At 64.8% G+C, this 12688-nt stretch carries 15 protein-coding genes and 1 riboswitch; of the genes, 14 read left to right on the forward strand and 1 reads right to left on the reverse strand.

Features of this window, described 5'->3' with window-relative positions; all coding sequences use genetic code 11:
• Positions 1-2: 2 nt before the first annotated feature.
• The 14 genes from WA950_RS22055 (at position 3) to WA950_RS22120 (ending at position 11835) form a co-directional block, all read left to right on the forward strand.
• Positions 3-1805, forward strand: a complete 1803-nt coding sequence (locus tag WA950_RS22055; RefSeq protein ID WP_424553886.1) for a hypothetical protein — start codon at positions 3-5, stop codon at positions 1803-1805.
• 28 nt (positions 1806-1833) lie between these two features.
• On the forward strand, positions 1834-2073 hold the full coding sequence (locus WA950_RS22060; RefSeq protein ID WP_424553887.1) for a hypothetical protein: 240 nt from the start codon (positions 1834-1836) through the stop codon (positions 2071-2073).
• 10 nt (positions 2074-2083) lie between these two features.
• Positions 2084-3268, forward strand: coding sequence for a YcaO-like family protein (locus WA950_RS22065; protein WP_424553888.1), 1185 nt, complete (start codon positions 2084-2086; stop codon positions 3266-3268).
• On the forward strand, positions 3265-3969 hold the full coding sequence (locus tag WA950_RS22070; protein ID WP_424553889.1) for a TfuA-like protein: 705 nt from the start codon (positions 3265-3267) through the stop codon (positions 3967-3969). The genes WA950_RS22065 and WA950_RS22070 overlap by 4 nt, the downstream gene beginning before the upstream one ends.
• Before the next feature lie 117 nt (positions 3970-4086).
• Positions 4087-4311: a hypothetical protein gene (locus WA950_RS22075; RefSeq protein WP_424553890.1), complete on the forward strand. Its 225-nt coding sequence runs from the start codon at positions 4087-4089 to the stop codon at positions 4309-4311.
• Between the two features lie 263 nt (positions 4312-4574).
• A complete protein-coding gene (locus WA950_RS22080; protein WP_424553891.1) occupies positions 4575-5012 on the forward strand; it encodes a YqaA family protein in 438 nt (145 codons plus the stop codon).
• 52 nt (positions 5013-5064) lie between these two features.
• Entirely contained in the window at positions 5065-5610 is a 546-nt protein-coding gene (locus tag WA950_RS22085; protein ID WP_424553892.1) for a sigma-70 family RNA polymerase sigma factor, read from the forward strand.
• Positions 5597-6370 (forward strand): anti-sigma factor family protein, encoded by a 774-nt coding sequence (locus WA950_RS22090; RefSeq protein ID WP_424553893.1) that lies wholly within the window; start codon positions 5597-5599, stop codon positions 6368-6370. Before WA950_RS22085 ends, WA950_RS22090 begins: the two co-directional genes overlap by 14 nt.
• 31 nt (positions 6371-6401) lie before the next feature.
• Positions 6402-7118: a Bax inhibitor-1/YccA family protein gene (locus WA950_RS22095; protein ID WP_424553894.1), complete on the forward strand. Its 717-nt coding sequence runs from the start codon at positions 6402-6404 to the stop codon at positions 7116-7118.
• A 134-nt stretch (positions 7119-7252) separates the two neighbouring features.
• A riboswitch (TPP riboswitch) is annotated at positions 7253-7369 on the forward strand.
• A gap of 91 nt (positions 7370-7460) precedes the next feature.
• The gene (gene thiC, locus WA950_RS22100) at positions 7461-9284 is read left to right on the forward strand and encodes a phosphomethylpyrimidine synthase ThiC (protein ID WP_424553895.1); all 1824 of its coding nucleotides are present in this window, start codon (positions 7461-7463) and stop codon (positions 9282-9284) included.
• Between the two features lie 2 nt (positions 9285-9286).
• Positions 9287-10264: a glycine oxidase ThiO gene (gene thiO / locus WA950_RS22105; RefSeq protein WP_424553896.1), complete on the forward strand. Its 978-nt coding sequence runs from the start codon at positions 9287-9289 to the stop codon at positions 10262-10264.
• Entirely contained in the window at positions 10261-10458 is a 198-nt protein-coding gene (thiS, locus tag WA950_RS22110; RefSeq protein ID WP_424553897.1) for a sulfur carrier protein ThiS, read from the forward strand. Before thiO ends, thiS begins: the two co-directional genes overlap by 4 nt.
• Before the next feature lies 1 nt (position 10459).
• Positions 10460-11233, forward strand: a complete 774-nt coding sequence (locus WA950_RS22115) for a thiazole synthase (RefSeq protein ID WP_424553898.1) — start codon at positions 10460-10462, stop codon at positions 11231-11233.
• Positions 11230-11835: a thiamine phosphate synthase gene (locus WA950_RS22120; protein ID WP_424553899.1), complete on the forward strand. Its 606-nt coding sequence runs from the start codon at positions 11230-11232 to the stop codon at positions 11833-11835. The genes WA950_RS22115 and WA950_RS22120 overlap by 4 nt, the downstream gene beginning before the upstream one ends.
• Here WA950_RS22120 and WA950_RS22125 read toward each other — a convergent pair whose 3' ends face one another.
• Positions 11836-12681: an amidohydrolase family protein gene (locus WA950_RS22125; RefSeq protein ID WP_424553900.1), complete on the reverse strand. Its 846-nt coding sequence runs from the start codon at positions 12679-12681 to the stop codon at positions 11836-11838.
• Positions 12682-12688 lie beyond the last annotated feature (7 nt).

Here is a 12688-nt window from a genome sequence, read left to right on the forward strand (position 1 = left end):
AAATGCCAGCACGGCTGCAGACGCTCGGTCATCTGCGCCTGCTCGATGAGGGCGGTGAGGAGATTGCCTTTCCCGAAAAGGCGCTCCTGATCCTCTGCTACCTCCTGACGCGCGGCCTGACGGATATGCCGAGGGCCGACGCAGTCAGCCTTTTCTGGGACAACACGAACGCTCCCGCCGCCTATGCCAGTCTCCGGCAAACCGTAGCGCGCGTGCAGAAGCGTCAGCGGGAACTCGCCCGGGCCTACCTGACCTTCACCGATACAACGATCGCACTTGGGTCGGAGCCCGTCGAAAGCGATGTGGAAAGGGTTCGCGAGGGCGCGAGCCTGGAGCAGCTGGCCAGCGTCCTGACCGAAGATTTCCTCAAACAGGTCAGGCCGGGCAATCGTGCCCTTGCGAGCTGGATCGCGCTGCAACGGCAGGCTCACATGGCGCAACTCCGCGCCGCACTGCTGGAAACGGCGCCTAGCGGTCCGGCGCGGCAGTTTCATTCGATGGCAGCCCTGCGCCTGCTGGAGGCAAGCCCCGAGGACGAGGAGGTGCGCGCGATCCTGATTGGCCGCCAGCCTGCTGCCGTCCTCATGACGCCTCAACCCTCCACACGGATGCTTGTTGCGGAAGGGGCCGACATGTCGTTGCCGCGCCAGAATCCGCCGCGCGTCGTGTTGCTGCCCCCCGTCACCACCTTCACCTCGCGGACTGCCGCACGCTTTTCCGAAGCGCTGATCGAGGACGTCACGATCGGGCTGTGTGCCCTGCGTTCGATCTCGATCATCGCCCCGCATACCGCTGCGCAGATTTCGCTCCAGTCCGACAGAGCCACCACCTACGAGCGCCACAAGATCAGCTACATCCTCGAAACACGGCTTCGTGATGAGGGCGACGGCCATACGCTGTTCGTCCAGCTCATCTTCTTCGGCAGTGACGAGGTTATCTGGGCAGAACGCTTTCCCCTGTCCGCCGCGGGGCTCGCCCGGTCGCGCCAGATGATCGCCCACCAGGTCGCCGGCGCGATCGCCACGGAAATCGAACGCAACGAACTGGTGCGCGGCGACTACGAAGGCGATGCGGGTGCCTATCTCAGCTTCCTGGTTGGTCAGGGCCATTTGAAGAAGCTCGACCTGCGCGACATCCGCCGCGCGCGAAAGAGCTTTCGCGAGGCCTTGCAGCTCAATGCCGGCTTCGCTCCTGCCATGGGCGGCCTTGCCCGCAGCTACTTCCTCGAGTGGCTGGTCACGGCCCGCGGCGACGAAGACCTGCTGCGCCATGCCGAGTTCCACGCCGAGGAAACCATCCGGGCCGATGAGCGCCTGCCCGCCGGCTACCGCGAACTCGGCGTCGTCAAGCTCTATACCCGCCAATTCGACGAAAGCGTCGCCTATCTCGACCGCGCCGAAGCGCTGAGCCCGCATTATGCCAATGTCATCGCCAGCTACGCCGACACGCTCGTCCAAGCGTCGCGACCGGATATCGGCCTGCGGAAGATCGAGCATGCAATCGAACTCAACCCCCTGTCACCCGACGAATATTTCTGGACAGCCGCCAGCGCCAGCTATTCTCTCGGCCATTATGAGCAGGCACTCGATTACATCGCCCGTATGAAGGACAAGGAGCCTGTCCATCGCCTTGCCGCGGCCTGCTGGGCCATGCTGGGCGACATGAAGAAGGCACGGAAATTCATCCGCCGCACCTACGCGATCCACCCAGACTTCGATATCGAAACCTGGATGGCAATCGTTCCGATCAAGGAAGAGTGGCAGCGCAAGCACTACTACGAAGGGCTGAAAAAAGCAGGTTTCTGAGCGTTCAACCACACAGGAGAGGACAGGAATGACAAGATTGATCGTTTTGGGTGTGCAAGGGGATGACGATCTTTGGGTCGCCGATCTCGATGCCGGCACCGTCACGAAGATCGCCGCGCCGGCAACCGGCGCACTGAAGGCCGCGGACGACCTGCGCAAGGCGGGCGCGACCATCACCAAGGGCGTCAACCTCGCCGCACTGGCTTCTTCCGCAGACGCCATTTCCGGTGGCTTCCTGGACGCTTCCGGCGGCTTCCTGGACAAGTGAATATTCGGCCATGACGGCCTATTCGGACCGTATATGCAGCCCGGAACAGACCTGGAGCCGGATCGAGGCGCTTCTGCCTCGGTTCGGCATCACACGACTTTCCCGCCTGACAGGGCTCGACCGGGTCGGCATCCCGGTCTGGAATGCCGTCAGTCCCAATGCCCGCTCGATCGTCATCAATCAGGGCAAGGGCCTCACCGATATGGACGCAAAGGTCTCCGCCGCGATGGAGGCGCTGGAACGGGCCGTGGCGGGAGAACCGCTTGTCCCGGCACGGCGGGCATCACGACGGGAATTCGCCTTGCACGGCGAGACCTGCCTGCCGCTCGACATTTTCGTCGCGGCCGGACAGCCCTTCATAACCGAAGACGAAACGCTCGACTGGCTGGCCGGGTACGATGTCATCACGAGCGCACGCGTCTGGGTGCCCCGACAGGCGGTCGTGCTGGACCGGACCGATGCCGCGCCGCGCTTCTGGCAATCGTCCGACGGTCTCGCTTCTGGAAACGACGAAACCGAAGCGATCCTCCATGGCCTGCTGGAGCGCATCGAGCGGGATGCCGACCGTCTCTGGCGCCTGTTGCCACGTGACAGCCGCCTGGCGACTGCCATCGATCCCGACGCCATCGCCGACCCGGTCGTCAAAACCCTTGTCGCGCAGTTTGCCTTGGCGGGTCTCGACCTCCGGCTCTTCGACATCACCAGCGACCTTGCCTTTCCCACCTATGCGGCCGTGCTCGGCGAAGCCGGCCTGCTTGCAAAGAAGCAACCGCTCTTCCACGATGCCACCATCGGCTACGGCACCCATCCCGTCGCGGCGCGTGCCGTCATCCGGGCGCTGACCGAGGTCGCTCAGTCGCGCCTCACCAATATCAGCGGCGCGCGGGACGATCTCTTCGCCGAGACATTCACCCGGCCCTTGGCGCCCGAAACACTCGCGCTCTTCCAGGCCTCGCCCGGCAGCGCGAGAACCTATGCGGTCCCATCGGGCGATACCGCGGCGCTGCTTTCCTGGTGCCTGGAGAAGCTGGCCACTTCCGGCATCGATACGGTCGTGGCGGTGCCGCTCGGCAATGCATCGCTCCCCGTTTCGGTCGTCAAACTGGTCGTGCCCGCGCTCGAAAATCCGGAAGGCGCGCGCCGACACGCCATCGGCCCCAGAGCGCTTTCCCGCATGCTGTTCGGAACATCATGAAAATCATCTTTGCCGGCCCGAGCCTGCCCGATGCGGCCGCCCTTTGCGGCCCTGGGATCGATGCCCGCCCGCCGGCGGCGCATGGCGACGTGCTGGCCGCAGTGCGCGCCGGCGCAACGGCGATCGGCATTGTCGACGGCAATTTCGAACATGTAGCGCCGGTCTGGCACAAGGAAGTCCTCCATGCGCTCGAGGCAGGCGTGGCGGTCTTCGGCGCGGCCAGCATGGGTGCGCTGCGCGCCGCCGAATGCGACAGCTTCGGCATGATCGGCATCGGCCGCATCTATGCGGATTATGCAAGTGGACGGCGCGTCGACGATGCCGACGTCGCCTTGCTGCATGGTCCCGCCGAACTCGGCTATCCAGCGCTCTCGCTTCCGCTCGTCAATGTGGAAGCAACGCTGGAACGCCTGGAGGCCCTCGACGAAGGCGACCTGTCGCGCCTTCGTGATGCCGCGCGCGGGCTCTTCTACAAGGATCGTACCTGGTCCACGATCCTCAAAACCGCGGACACCGCGGAAGACCCGGTTGCGCTTTTGCAACTTCTCCATGCAGCCACCGTGGACCAGAAGCGGGAGGATGCGCTCGCCCTCGTGTCAGAACTGTCGGGTTTTCTTCCGAAAGGGCCTGTAAAATGCGGCAACTGGACGTTTCGCGCGACCACCCTATGGCGTACCGCCACGGAACAACCCGATACATGACAGAAAGTGCATTCTCCCATTCCGCGTGTGTCACGCTCAAGTCACGCGCGGAACCTGAAAGTCACGCCTATAGTTCAGCGGGGACTAAAAGTGAGTATTGCTCCGGGGGCGGAACACATGAACATCGAGAGCATTGAGACGGAAGACCGTGGGGCGGAGCTGATGGCGCTCGCGCGTCTCGTCGCATTCGCGCTGGAATCGGCAAAGACGCTGGATGCGGAAGTCGCCGAATTCTGCCTGGACAAGGCACTGCGGGCCGTGCTGGACCAGATCGACGAACCGTCGCGCATGGCGCTGACGACGAGCGACATCATGCTGATGAACCGCGCAGCTCTCTGCTGAGCGGATCAGAAGAACGGCAGCCGGCTGAGAGGCCGGCTGCCGCCGTCGTGCCCTACGCCGGTCCTGCGGCGGAGGCCGCTCATGCGGCCATTTCGCGGCTACAGATCGTCGCGTTTCAAGGAAAAAGCCGCAGCGGGCTTTCCCGGATCACCGACACCGTTTACCTCGAAAGGCAGGCGCCATCCCGGCAGCCGGACGGAGTACGGTATGGACGGCCACGCAATCATCGGCCCGAATGGCGCTGACAGAACTGCCGTAAAACGATGAGCCTGCTGGCAGCCTATGGGGGCCTCTTCCTCGCCGCCTTCGCCGCAGCGACCATCCTGCCGGCCCAGTCCGAAGCTGTTCTTGCGGGGCTGCTGGCAACGGGAAGTTACGCACCCGCCGCACTGATCCTCGTCGCCGGCATCGGCAACGTGCTCGGCTCGGTCGTCAACTGGCTGCTCGGCCGCGGCGTGGAGCGGTTCCGGGAGGCGCGCTGGTTCCCGGTGAGCGCCAGGAATCTCGATCGCGCCAAAAACTGGTATGGCAAATACGGCTGGTGGAGCCTGCTTCTCAGCTGGGTGCCTATCATCGGCGATCCGCTGACGGTGGCGGCCGGCATCATGCGCGAGCCGTTTGCCCGCTTCCTGCTTGTCGTTTCCATCGCCAAGTTCGGCCGCTACATCGCGCTCGCCGCCGTCGTCCTCAACTGGCTGTGATTTTTTTTGAAAGCGATGGAATGAGGGTCGCCCGGCTCTCGTATACTGGGGCATGAACGGAAAGACACCGGGCTTCAACGTGATCGGACAGCTTGCGGCGCTTCGGCGCTATGCGCTGTCGCTCGTCCGCAATCCGGACGAGGCCGAAGACCTCGTGCACGATGCGCTGGTCAAGGCCTATGAGCGGCAGTCGACCTTCCGCACCGGCGCCAGCGTGCGCAACTGGCTGATGTCGATCCTGCACAATGCCCATATCGACCGCCTGCGCCAGCGCCGCTCGCAGGAACGCCGCCACGACGCGGCGGCCGAAATCGCGGAAACCTCCGTACCGGCGAACCAGGACCATTCGGTGCGCCTGACGCAGTTGCGCAACGCCTTCTTCGCGCTTGCAGAAGACCAGCGCGAGGCATTGCATCTCGTGGCGATCGAGGAGCTTTCCTATCAGGAGGCGGCCGAGACGCTGGGCATCCCCGTCGGCACGCTGATGTCCCGCGTCGCGCGCGCCCGCCAGCGGCTGCGTGCTTTCGAACAGAGCGGCACCGCCGCACCCGTCACGCATCTCAGAATCGTTGGAGGTACCGGCGATGACAAGCACTGATCCCATCCTCGAATCCGATCTCAACGCCTATGTCGACGACCAGCTCGCCGTCGGCCGGCGCATCGAGGTCGAGGCCTATCTTTCGGAACGGCCAGAGACCGCAGCGCAGGTCATGCGGGACCTTCGCGTGCGCGACGAGCTGCGTCTTGCGCTTGCCGACCACCGCACGGTGACCCGGGAGGCAACGCGCGATGCCGCGCGCCTGCTCGAGCGCTCGCTTTCGCATCGCCGCTTTTCCTCGGCCTTCCGCCGCGCCGCCACCATCGCGTTTCTCGTTGCCGCAGGCTGGACGGCCCATGCCGTACTCGGCCCCTTCGGCGCAACCGAGGTCGTGGCCTCCACCCCACCGCCCGCCTTCGTGGAAGAAGCCGTGCGGGCGCACAAGACCACGCTGCTGCGCGATACGATGACCTCGCAGCCGGAAACTGAAACCTTCGATCCGGCGGAAATCCGCTCGGCGACGGCGATCATCCTGCCGGATCTGCCCAAGAGCTGGGGCGTGATCGACACGCAGGTCTTCCCCTCGGCCTATGGCCCGAGCGTCGAACTGGTGCTGGAGCCGAACAAGGACGAGCGCCTGTCGCTCTTTGCCGTGCGCCCCGGCTCGTTTGCCGTGCAGCACGTCCTGCTCTTCCACGCAGACAATGCCCGCGCCGCCTATTGGCAGATCGGCGATGTCGCCTATGCGCTGGTATCCGAAAGCCGCAAGGCCGACGATCTGGCGGAAACCGCGCGGGACCTTTCCCGCACGCTCTACTGAACAACAGCATCCATACCGAAGGAGATTCATGATGGAACCTGTACAACAGCGATTTGGCTACGGCGCGCAGGCGCAGTCGGCCGCCCTCTTCGACGAGGGCCTGCGCCAGCACATGCTGCGCGTCTACAACTACATGGGCGCCGGCCTCGTCATCACCGGCCTCGTCGCCTTCATCGTCGGCTCCACGCCGGCCCTCTACGTGCCGATCTTCTCCTCCCCGCTGAAGTGGGTGGTGATGCTGGCGCCGCTCGCCTTCGTCTTCTTCTTCTCGTTCAAGATCCAGACGATGTCGGCCAGCACCGCACAGATGACCTTCTGGGCCTTCTGCGCCGTCATGGGCCTGTCGCTTGCGTCCGTCTTCCTCGTCTTCACCGGCACGAGCATCGCCCGCACCTTCTTCATCGCCGCCTCCATGTTCGGCGCGACGAGCCTCTACGGCTATGTGACGAAGCGTGATCTCGCCAAGGTCGGCTCGTTCCTGATCATGGGCCTCATCGGTGTCGTCATCGCCTCGATCGTCAACATCTTCCTTGGTTCGAGCGCGCTGCAGTTCGCGATTTCCGTGATCGGCATCGTCGTGTTCGTCGGCCTCACCGCCTGGGACACGCAGAACATCAAGCAGCAATATGCCGAAAACATCGACCAGGAATCGCAGCAGAAGATGGCCGTCTTCGGTGCACTTTCGCTGTACCTGAACTTCGTCAACATCTTCCAGTTGCTGCTTAATTTCACCGGCGAGCGCGAATAGGCTTCGCATTGACGGCGTTCCGGACGGCGGGGCAAAACCCCGCCGTTTCTTTTTGTGCAACGCGCAAAATAGGTAAGAATTGACTTACCCAACTTACCCCGGTTGACAAATCGACCGGCAACGTCTTTGCTTGGGACATTCACCAGGGGGGTCCCGACAAGGGGCTGAGATTCTGCTGGCTTTCGCAGCGCAGTGACCCGTTGAACCTGATCCAGTTCATACTGGCGTAGGGACGGTGCAAGCGCTGCAGGCAGGTATTCCGCAACCCGGATTCCGTCCCGGCGTCCTTCCATCATTCCGGCTCTAGGACTGGGTCTCCAAACACGAACTTGGAGCCTCACGATGAATATTGCCGCTCAAAAGCTTACCCCCACCGTCACCACAGGCGCCCTGCCCGCCTCGCGGAAAATACACATCCCCGGCGAACAGCACCCGGATATCCGCGTGCCGATGCGCGAGATTTCCCTGCACCCCACCTCTGGCGAGCCGCCGGTCGTGGTCTATGACGCGTCCGGCCCCTATACCGACCCGACCCATGTCGTCGCGATCGACAGCGGCCTGCCGCGGCTGCGCGAAAGCTGGGTTGCCGCCCGCGGCGACACCGAAGACTACGAGGGCCGCCATATCCGCCCTGAAGACAACGGCTTTGCCACCGGCGAACGGCTGACGCCGGAATTCCCCGTCCTGAGCCGCCCACGCCGGGCGAAAGACGGCAAGGCGGTGACGCAGCTGGCCTATGCCCGCGCCGGCATCATCACACCGGAAATGGAGTTCATCGCCATCCGCGAAAACCTCGGCCGCAAGGCGGCGCAGAAGGCGCTTGCCCGTGACGGCGAAAGCTTTGGCGCGCATATTCCCGATTTCGTGACGCCGGAATTCGTTCGGGCCGAGGTCGCCAGCGGCCGCGCGGTCATCCCCGCCAACATCAACCACCCGGAAGCCGAGCCGATGATCATCGGCCGCAATTTCCTCGTGAAGATCAACGCCAATATCGGCAACTCCGCCGTCACCTCCTCCATGGCCGAAGAGGTGGAGAAGATGGTCTGGGCGATCCGCTGGGGCGCCGATACGGTCATGGACCTTTCGACGGGTCGCAACATCCACAACATCCGCGAATGGATCGTCCGCAACTCGCCGGTCCCGATCGGCACCGTCCCGCTTTACCAGGCGCTGGAGAAGGTGAACGGCATTGCCGAGGACCTGACCTGGGAAGTCTATCGCGACACGCTGATCGAGCAGGCCGAACAGGGCGTCGACTACTTCACCATCCATGCCGGCGTGCGGCTGCATTACATCCCGCTCACCGTCAATCGCGTCACCGGCATCGTCTCGCGCGGCGGCTCGATCATGGCCAAGTGGTGTCTCCATCACCACCGCGAAAGCTTCCTCTACGAGCATTTCGAGGAGATCTGCGATATCTGCCGCGCCTATGACGTCTCCTTCTCGCTCGGCGACGGCCTGCGCCCCGGCTCGATTGCAGACGCCAACGACGCCGCGCAATTCGCCGAACTCGAAACGCTCGGCGAGCTGACGCAGATCGCCTGGGCAAAGGACTGCCAGGTCATGATCGAAGGCCCCGGCCATGTGCCGATGCACAAGATCAAGGAAAACATGGACAAGCAGCTCGCGACCTGCGGCGAGGCGCCGTTCTACACGCTCGGCCCGCTGACGACCGATATCGCGCCCGGCTACGACCACATCACGAGCGGCATCGGGGCGGCGATGATCGGCTGGTTCGGCACGGCCATGCTTTGCTACGTCACGCCCAAGGAACATCTCGGCCTGCCCGACCGCAACGACGTGAAGGTCGGCGTCATTACCTACAAGATCGCCGCCCACGCGGCCGATCTCGCCAAGGGACATCCTGCCGCGAAGATCCGCGACGATGCGCTCTCGCGCGCCCGTTTCGAGTTCCGCTGGGAGGACCAGTTCAACCTCTCGCTCGATCCCGAAACCGCCCGCGCCTTCCACGACGAGACATTGCCGAAGGAGGCGCACAAGGTGGCGCATTTCTGCTCCATGTGCGGTCCGAAATTCTGCTCCATGCGCATCTCGCACGACATCCGCGCCGAGGCGCAGAAGGAGGGACTGGCGGCCATGGCAGCGAAATTCCGCGACGGCGGCGACCTCTACATGCCGCTTGCCGAAACGCCAGCTGGAGAATGACCATGCGCATCCTCGTCAAAGGGGCCGGCGTTGCCGGCCTGACGGTCGCCTGGCAGCTTTACCGCCACGGCTTCGACGTCACGATCGTCGACCGCGCCGAGAAGGTCGGGCTCGGCGCCTCCGGTCTTGCCGGCGGCATGCTGGCGCCGTGGTGCGAACGCGAAAGCGCCGAAGAGCCGGTCCTGACACTCGGCCGCACGGCCGCCGACTGGTGGGAGGCGGCACTGCCCGGCCAGGTGCATCGCCGGGGAACGCTGGTCGTTGCGGGCGGCCGCGATGCCGGCGAACTCGACCGCTTCGCCCAGCGCACCAGCGGCTGGGAATGGCTGGACGAGGCGGCGATAGCGGCGCTGGAGCCGGACCTTGCGGGGCGTTTCCGCAGAGCCCTGTTCTTCCGGCAGGAAGCCCATCTCGATCCGCGTCAGGCCCTGTCCGCCCTCACCGCCGGGCTTGAGGAAGCCCGCATGCGGTTCGTCTTCGGCACCACCGGGGATGCCGGGCACTACGACCGGGTCATCGACTGCACCGGCGCGGCCCGGATCGGCCGTCTGCCCGAACTCAGGGGCGTGCGCGGCGAGATGGCGTCTGTCGAAACCGCCGAGATAAAGCTCTCCCGCCCCGTCCGGCTGCTGCATCCGCGCCACCCGATCTACATCGTCCCACGCGAGCGCGGTCGCTTCATGGTCGGCGCGACCATGATCGAAAGCGAGGATGCCGGCCCCATCACCACCCGCTCGCTGATGGAGTTGCTGAACGCCGCCTATGCCCTGCATCCCGCCTTTGGCGAAGCGCGGCTCCTGGAAACCGGCGCGGGCGTGCGCCCCGCCTATCCCGACAATCTGCCGCGCGTGACGGAAGAGGGAGACACGATCCATGTGAACGGCCTCTACCGCCACGGCTTCCTGCTTGCGCCGGCCATGGCGGGCGAGGTCGCGCGACGTCTGCGCGCCCTGCAACATCAGGAAAGGAGGGCATCATGACCTTCATCATCAACGGCGAGGAACAGGAGATCGCCGCAACGACACTGGCGGGCGTCCTGTCCGCACTCGACTATGAGGGCGACTGGCTGGCGACGGCGGTCAACGGCGAGCTGGTGCACCGCGAGGACCGTGCCGGTTTCAAGCTCGGTGCGCACGACCGCATCGAAATCCTCTCGCCGATGCAGGGAGGCTGACATGCTGAAACTCTATGATGTCGAGGTCGGCTCCCGCCTGCTGCTGGGCACCGCGCGCTATCCTTCCCCCACCATCCTGGCGGAGGCGGTGAAACGCTCCAGGACGGAAATCATCACCGTGTCATTGCGCCGGGAAACGGCGGGCGGGAAAGCGGGCGGCGCGTTCTTCGAGCTGATCCGCGAGCTTGGCGTGCGCGTGCTGCCCAACACCGCCGGCTGCCACAGCGCCAGGGAAGCCGTGCTGACGGCGAAGATGGCGCGCGAGGTCTTCCACACCGACTGGATCAAGCTGGAGGTGATCGGCCATCAGGACACCTTGCAGCCGGACGTCTTCGGCCTCGTCGAGGCGGCACGCATCCTGACGGACGAAGGGTTTCAGGTCTTTCCCTACACGACCGACGATCTTGTCGTGGCCGAAAGGCTGCTCGAAGCCGGCTGCCGCGTGCTGATGCCCTGGTGCGCGCCGATCGGCTCGGCAATGGGGCCGCTCAATCCCATGGCGCTCAGGGCCTTCCGCGCGCATTTCCCGGATGTGCCACTGATCGTCGATGCCGGCATCGGCCGGCCGTCGCATGCCGCCGGCGTCATGGAACACGGCTATGATGCCGTGCTCCTCAACACCGCCGTTGCCGGGGCGGGCGATCCCGCCGCCATGGCCGAGGCCTTCGCGCTCGCCATCGATGCGGGACGGCTGGCGCACAAGGCCGTGCCGCTCGAGCCGCGCGACATGGCCGTTCCCTCCACGCCGGTCATCGGAAAGGCCGTCTTTGCATGAAACTCGACCCCTTCTACCTCATCGTCGACAGCGCCGCCTGGATCGACCGCCTCGTGCCGGTCGGCGTCCGGCTCGTGCAGCTGCGCATAAAGGACCTGCCGGAAGACCGGCTGCGCGCGGAAATCCGCCGCGCCAAAGCCACTTGCGCGGCACATGACTGCCAGCTCATCGTCAACGACTATTGGCGGATCGCCATCGAGGAGGGCTGCGACTTTGTCCATCTCGGTCAGGAAGATCTGGCCGAGGCCGATGTCGAGGCCATCCGCGCGGCCGATATGAAGCTCGGCCTCTCCACCCATGATGCGGCGGAACTCGAGACGGCGCTGGCCGCAAAGCCCGATTATGTGGCGCTCGGCCCGGTCTGGCCGACGATCCTCAAGAAGATGAAATGGGCGCCGCAAGGCGTCGAGCGGCTGGGGGACTGGAAAGCGCGCATCGCTCCCCTCCCGCTCGTCGCCATCGGCGGCCTCAACCCGGATCGCCTGCCCGCCGTCTTCGAGAACGGCGCCGACAGCGCGGCCGTGGTGACCGACATCACGCTGAATGCGGATCCGGAGGCGCGCACGCGCGAATGGATCGCGCACACGGCGCGCTGGCGCTGATCAGGCTTTCGGCGCGACCTTCCAGAGCCGCCGGGCATTTTCGGACAGGACGCGCCGTTTGTCATCGAGGCTGACACCGGAAAGCAGCGCCTGCGTCGCGCCGATCCAGGTGGAAAGCCCGCCGCCCAGCGTGCAGACCGGCCAGTCGCTGCCCCAGACCATGCGCTCGAAACCGAAATGCTCCGCCACATGGGCGAAGTACGGCTTCAGGTCCTCAAGCGTCCAGTTTTCCGAACCGTAAGCCGGGATGCCGGAAAGCTTGACCGTCACATTCGGCCGACGCGCAAATTCCGCGACCGGCCCCTTCCAGACATCGAAGCCGCCACCCTTGATATCGGGCACGCCGCAATGGTCGAGCACGAAGGAGACATCCGGCGCGAGATCCGCAAGCGCTATGGCCTTTTCGATCTGGTGCGGCAGCACGCAAAGATCGAAATTGAGCCCGGTGCAGGCCAGCCGCCTGATATTCTCCCGGAACAGGGCGCCTTCGGACACATCGTCAGGCACGACATGCAGCACGCGGCGAAAACCACGCACGAAGGGCGTTGCGAGAACCGTTTCCAGATAGGTCGGGAAATCCGGCGCTTCCGGCCGGCATGAGGCGATAGCGCCGACGAGCAGGCTGCCCGCTTCGCCGGCAAGCGCCTCGATCAGCGCGGTCTCGCGCGCAATATCCGCCTCCGCGACATCGACTTCCATATGCAGCGCGCCGGCAATGCCCAGCCGGCGGGCTTCCCGCGCATAGGTCTCCTGGGTGAAATCCGCATCGAGCGCAGGCGCATCGGCAAGCCAGGGATAGGACATGCGGTCCCGGTAGATGAGATGCAGGTGCGTGTCGATGATCATGCGGGGG

The sequence above is a fragment of the Shinella sp. genome (assembly GCF_049651085.1).
Taxonomy (GTDB): domain Bacteria; phylum Pseudomonadota; class Alphaproteobacteria; order Rhizobiales; family Rhizobiaceae; genus Shinella.

Bases quoted from the DNA above. Each gene is read 5' to 3' on its own strand.
- WA950_RS22055 (WP_424553886.1), top strand. From the start codon at position 3: ATGCCAGCACGGCTGCAGACGCTCGGTCATCTGCGCCTGCTCGATGAG.
- WA950_RS22060 (WP_424553887.1), top strand. From the start codon at position 1,834: ATGACAAGATTGATCGTTTTGGGTGTGCAAGGGGATGACGATCTTTGG.
- WA950_RS22065 (WP_424553888.1), top strand. From the start codon at position 2,084: ATGACGGCCTATTCGGACCGTATATGCAGCCCGGAACAGACCTGGAGC.
- WA950_RS22070 (WP_424553889.1), top strand. From the start codon at position 3,265: ATGAAAATCATCTTTGCCGGCCCGAGCCTGCCCGATGCGGCCGCCCTT.
- WA950_RS22075 (WP_424553890.1), top strand. From the start codon at position 4,087: ATGAACATCGAGAGCATTGAGACGGAAGACCGTGGGGCGGAGCTGATG.
- WA950_RS22080 (WP_424553891.1), top strand. From the start codon at position 4,575: ATGAGCCTGCTGGCAGCCTATGGGGGCCTCTTCCTCGCCGCCTTCGCC.
- WA950_RS22085 (WP_424553892.1), top strand. From the start codon at position 5,065: ATGAACGGAAAGACACCGGGCTTCAACGTGATCGGACAGCTTGCGGCG.
- WA950_RS22090 (WP_424553893.1), top strand. From the start codon at position 5,597: ATGACAAGCACTGATCCCATCCTCGAATCCGATCTCAACGCCTATGTC.
- WA950_RS22095 (WP_424553894.1), top strand. From the start codon at position 6,402: ATGGAACCTGTACAACAGCGATTTGGCTACGGCGCGCAGGCGCAGTCG.
- thiC (WP_424553895.1), top strand. From the start codon at position 7,461: ATGAATATTGCCGCTCAAAAGCTTACCCCCACCGTCACCACAGGCGCC.
- thiO (WP_424553896.1), top strand. From the start codon at position 9,287: ATGCGCATCCTCGTCAAAGGGGCCGGCGTTGCCGGCCTGACGGTCGCC.
- thiS (WP_424553897.1), top strand. From the start codon at position 10,261: ATGACCTTCATCATCAACGGCGAGGAACAGGAGATCGCCGCAACGACA.
- WA950_RS22115 (WP_424553898.1), top strand. From the start codon at position 10,460: ATGCTGAAACTCTATGATGTCGAGGTCGGCTCCCGCCTGCTGCTGGGC.
- WA950_RS22120 (WP_424553899.1), top strand. From the start codon at position 11,230: ATGAAACTCGACCCCTTCTACCTCATCGTCGACAGCGCCGCCTGGATC.
- WA950_RS22125 (WP_424553900.1), bottom strand. From the start codon at position 12,681: ATGATCATCGACACGCACCTGCATCTCATCTACCGGGACCGCATGTCC.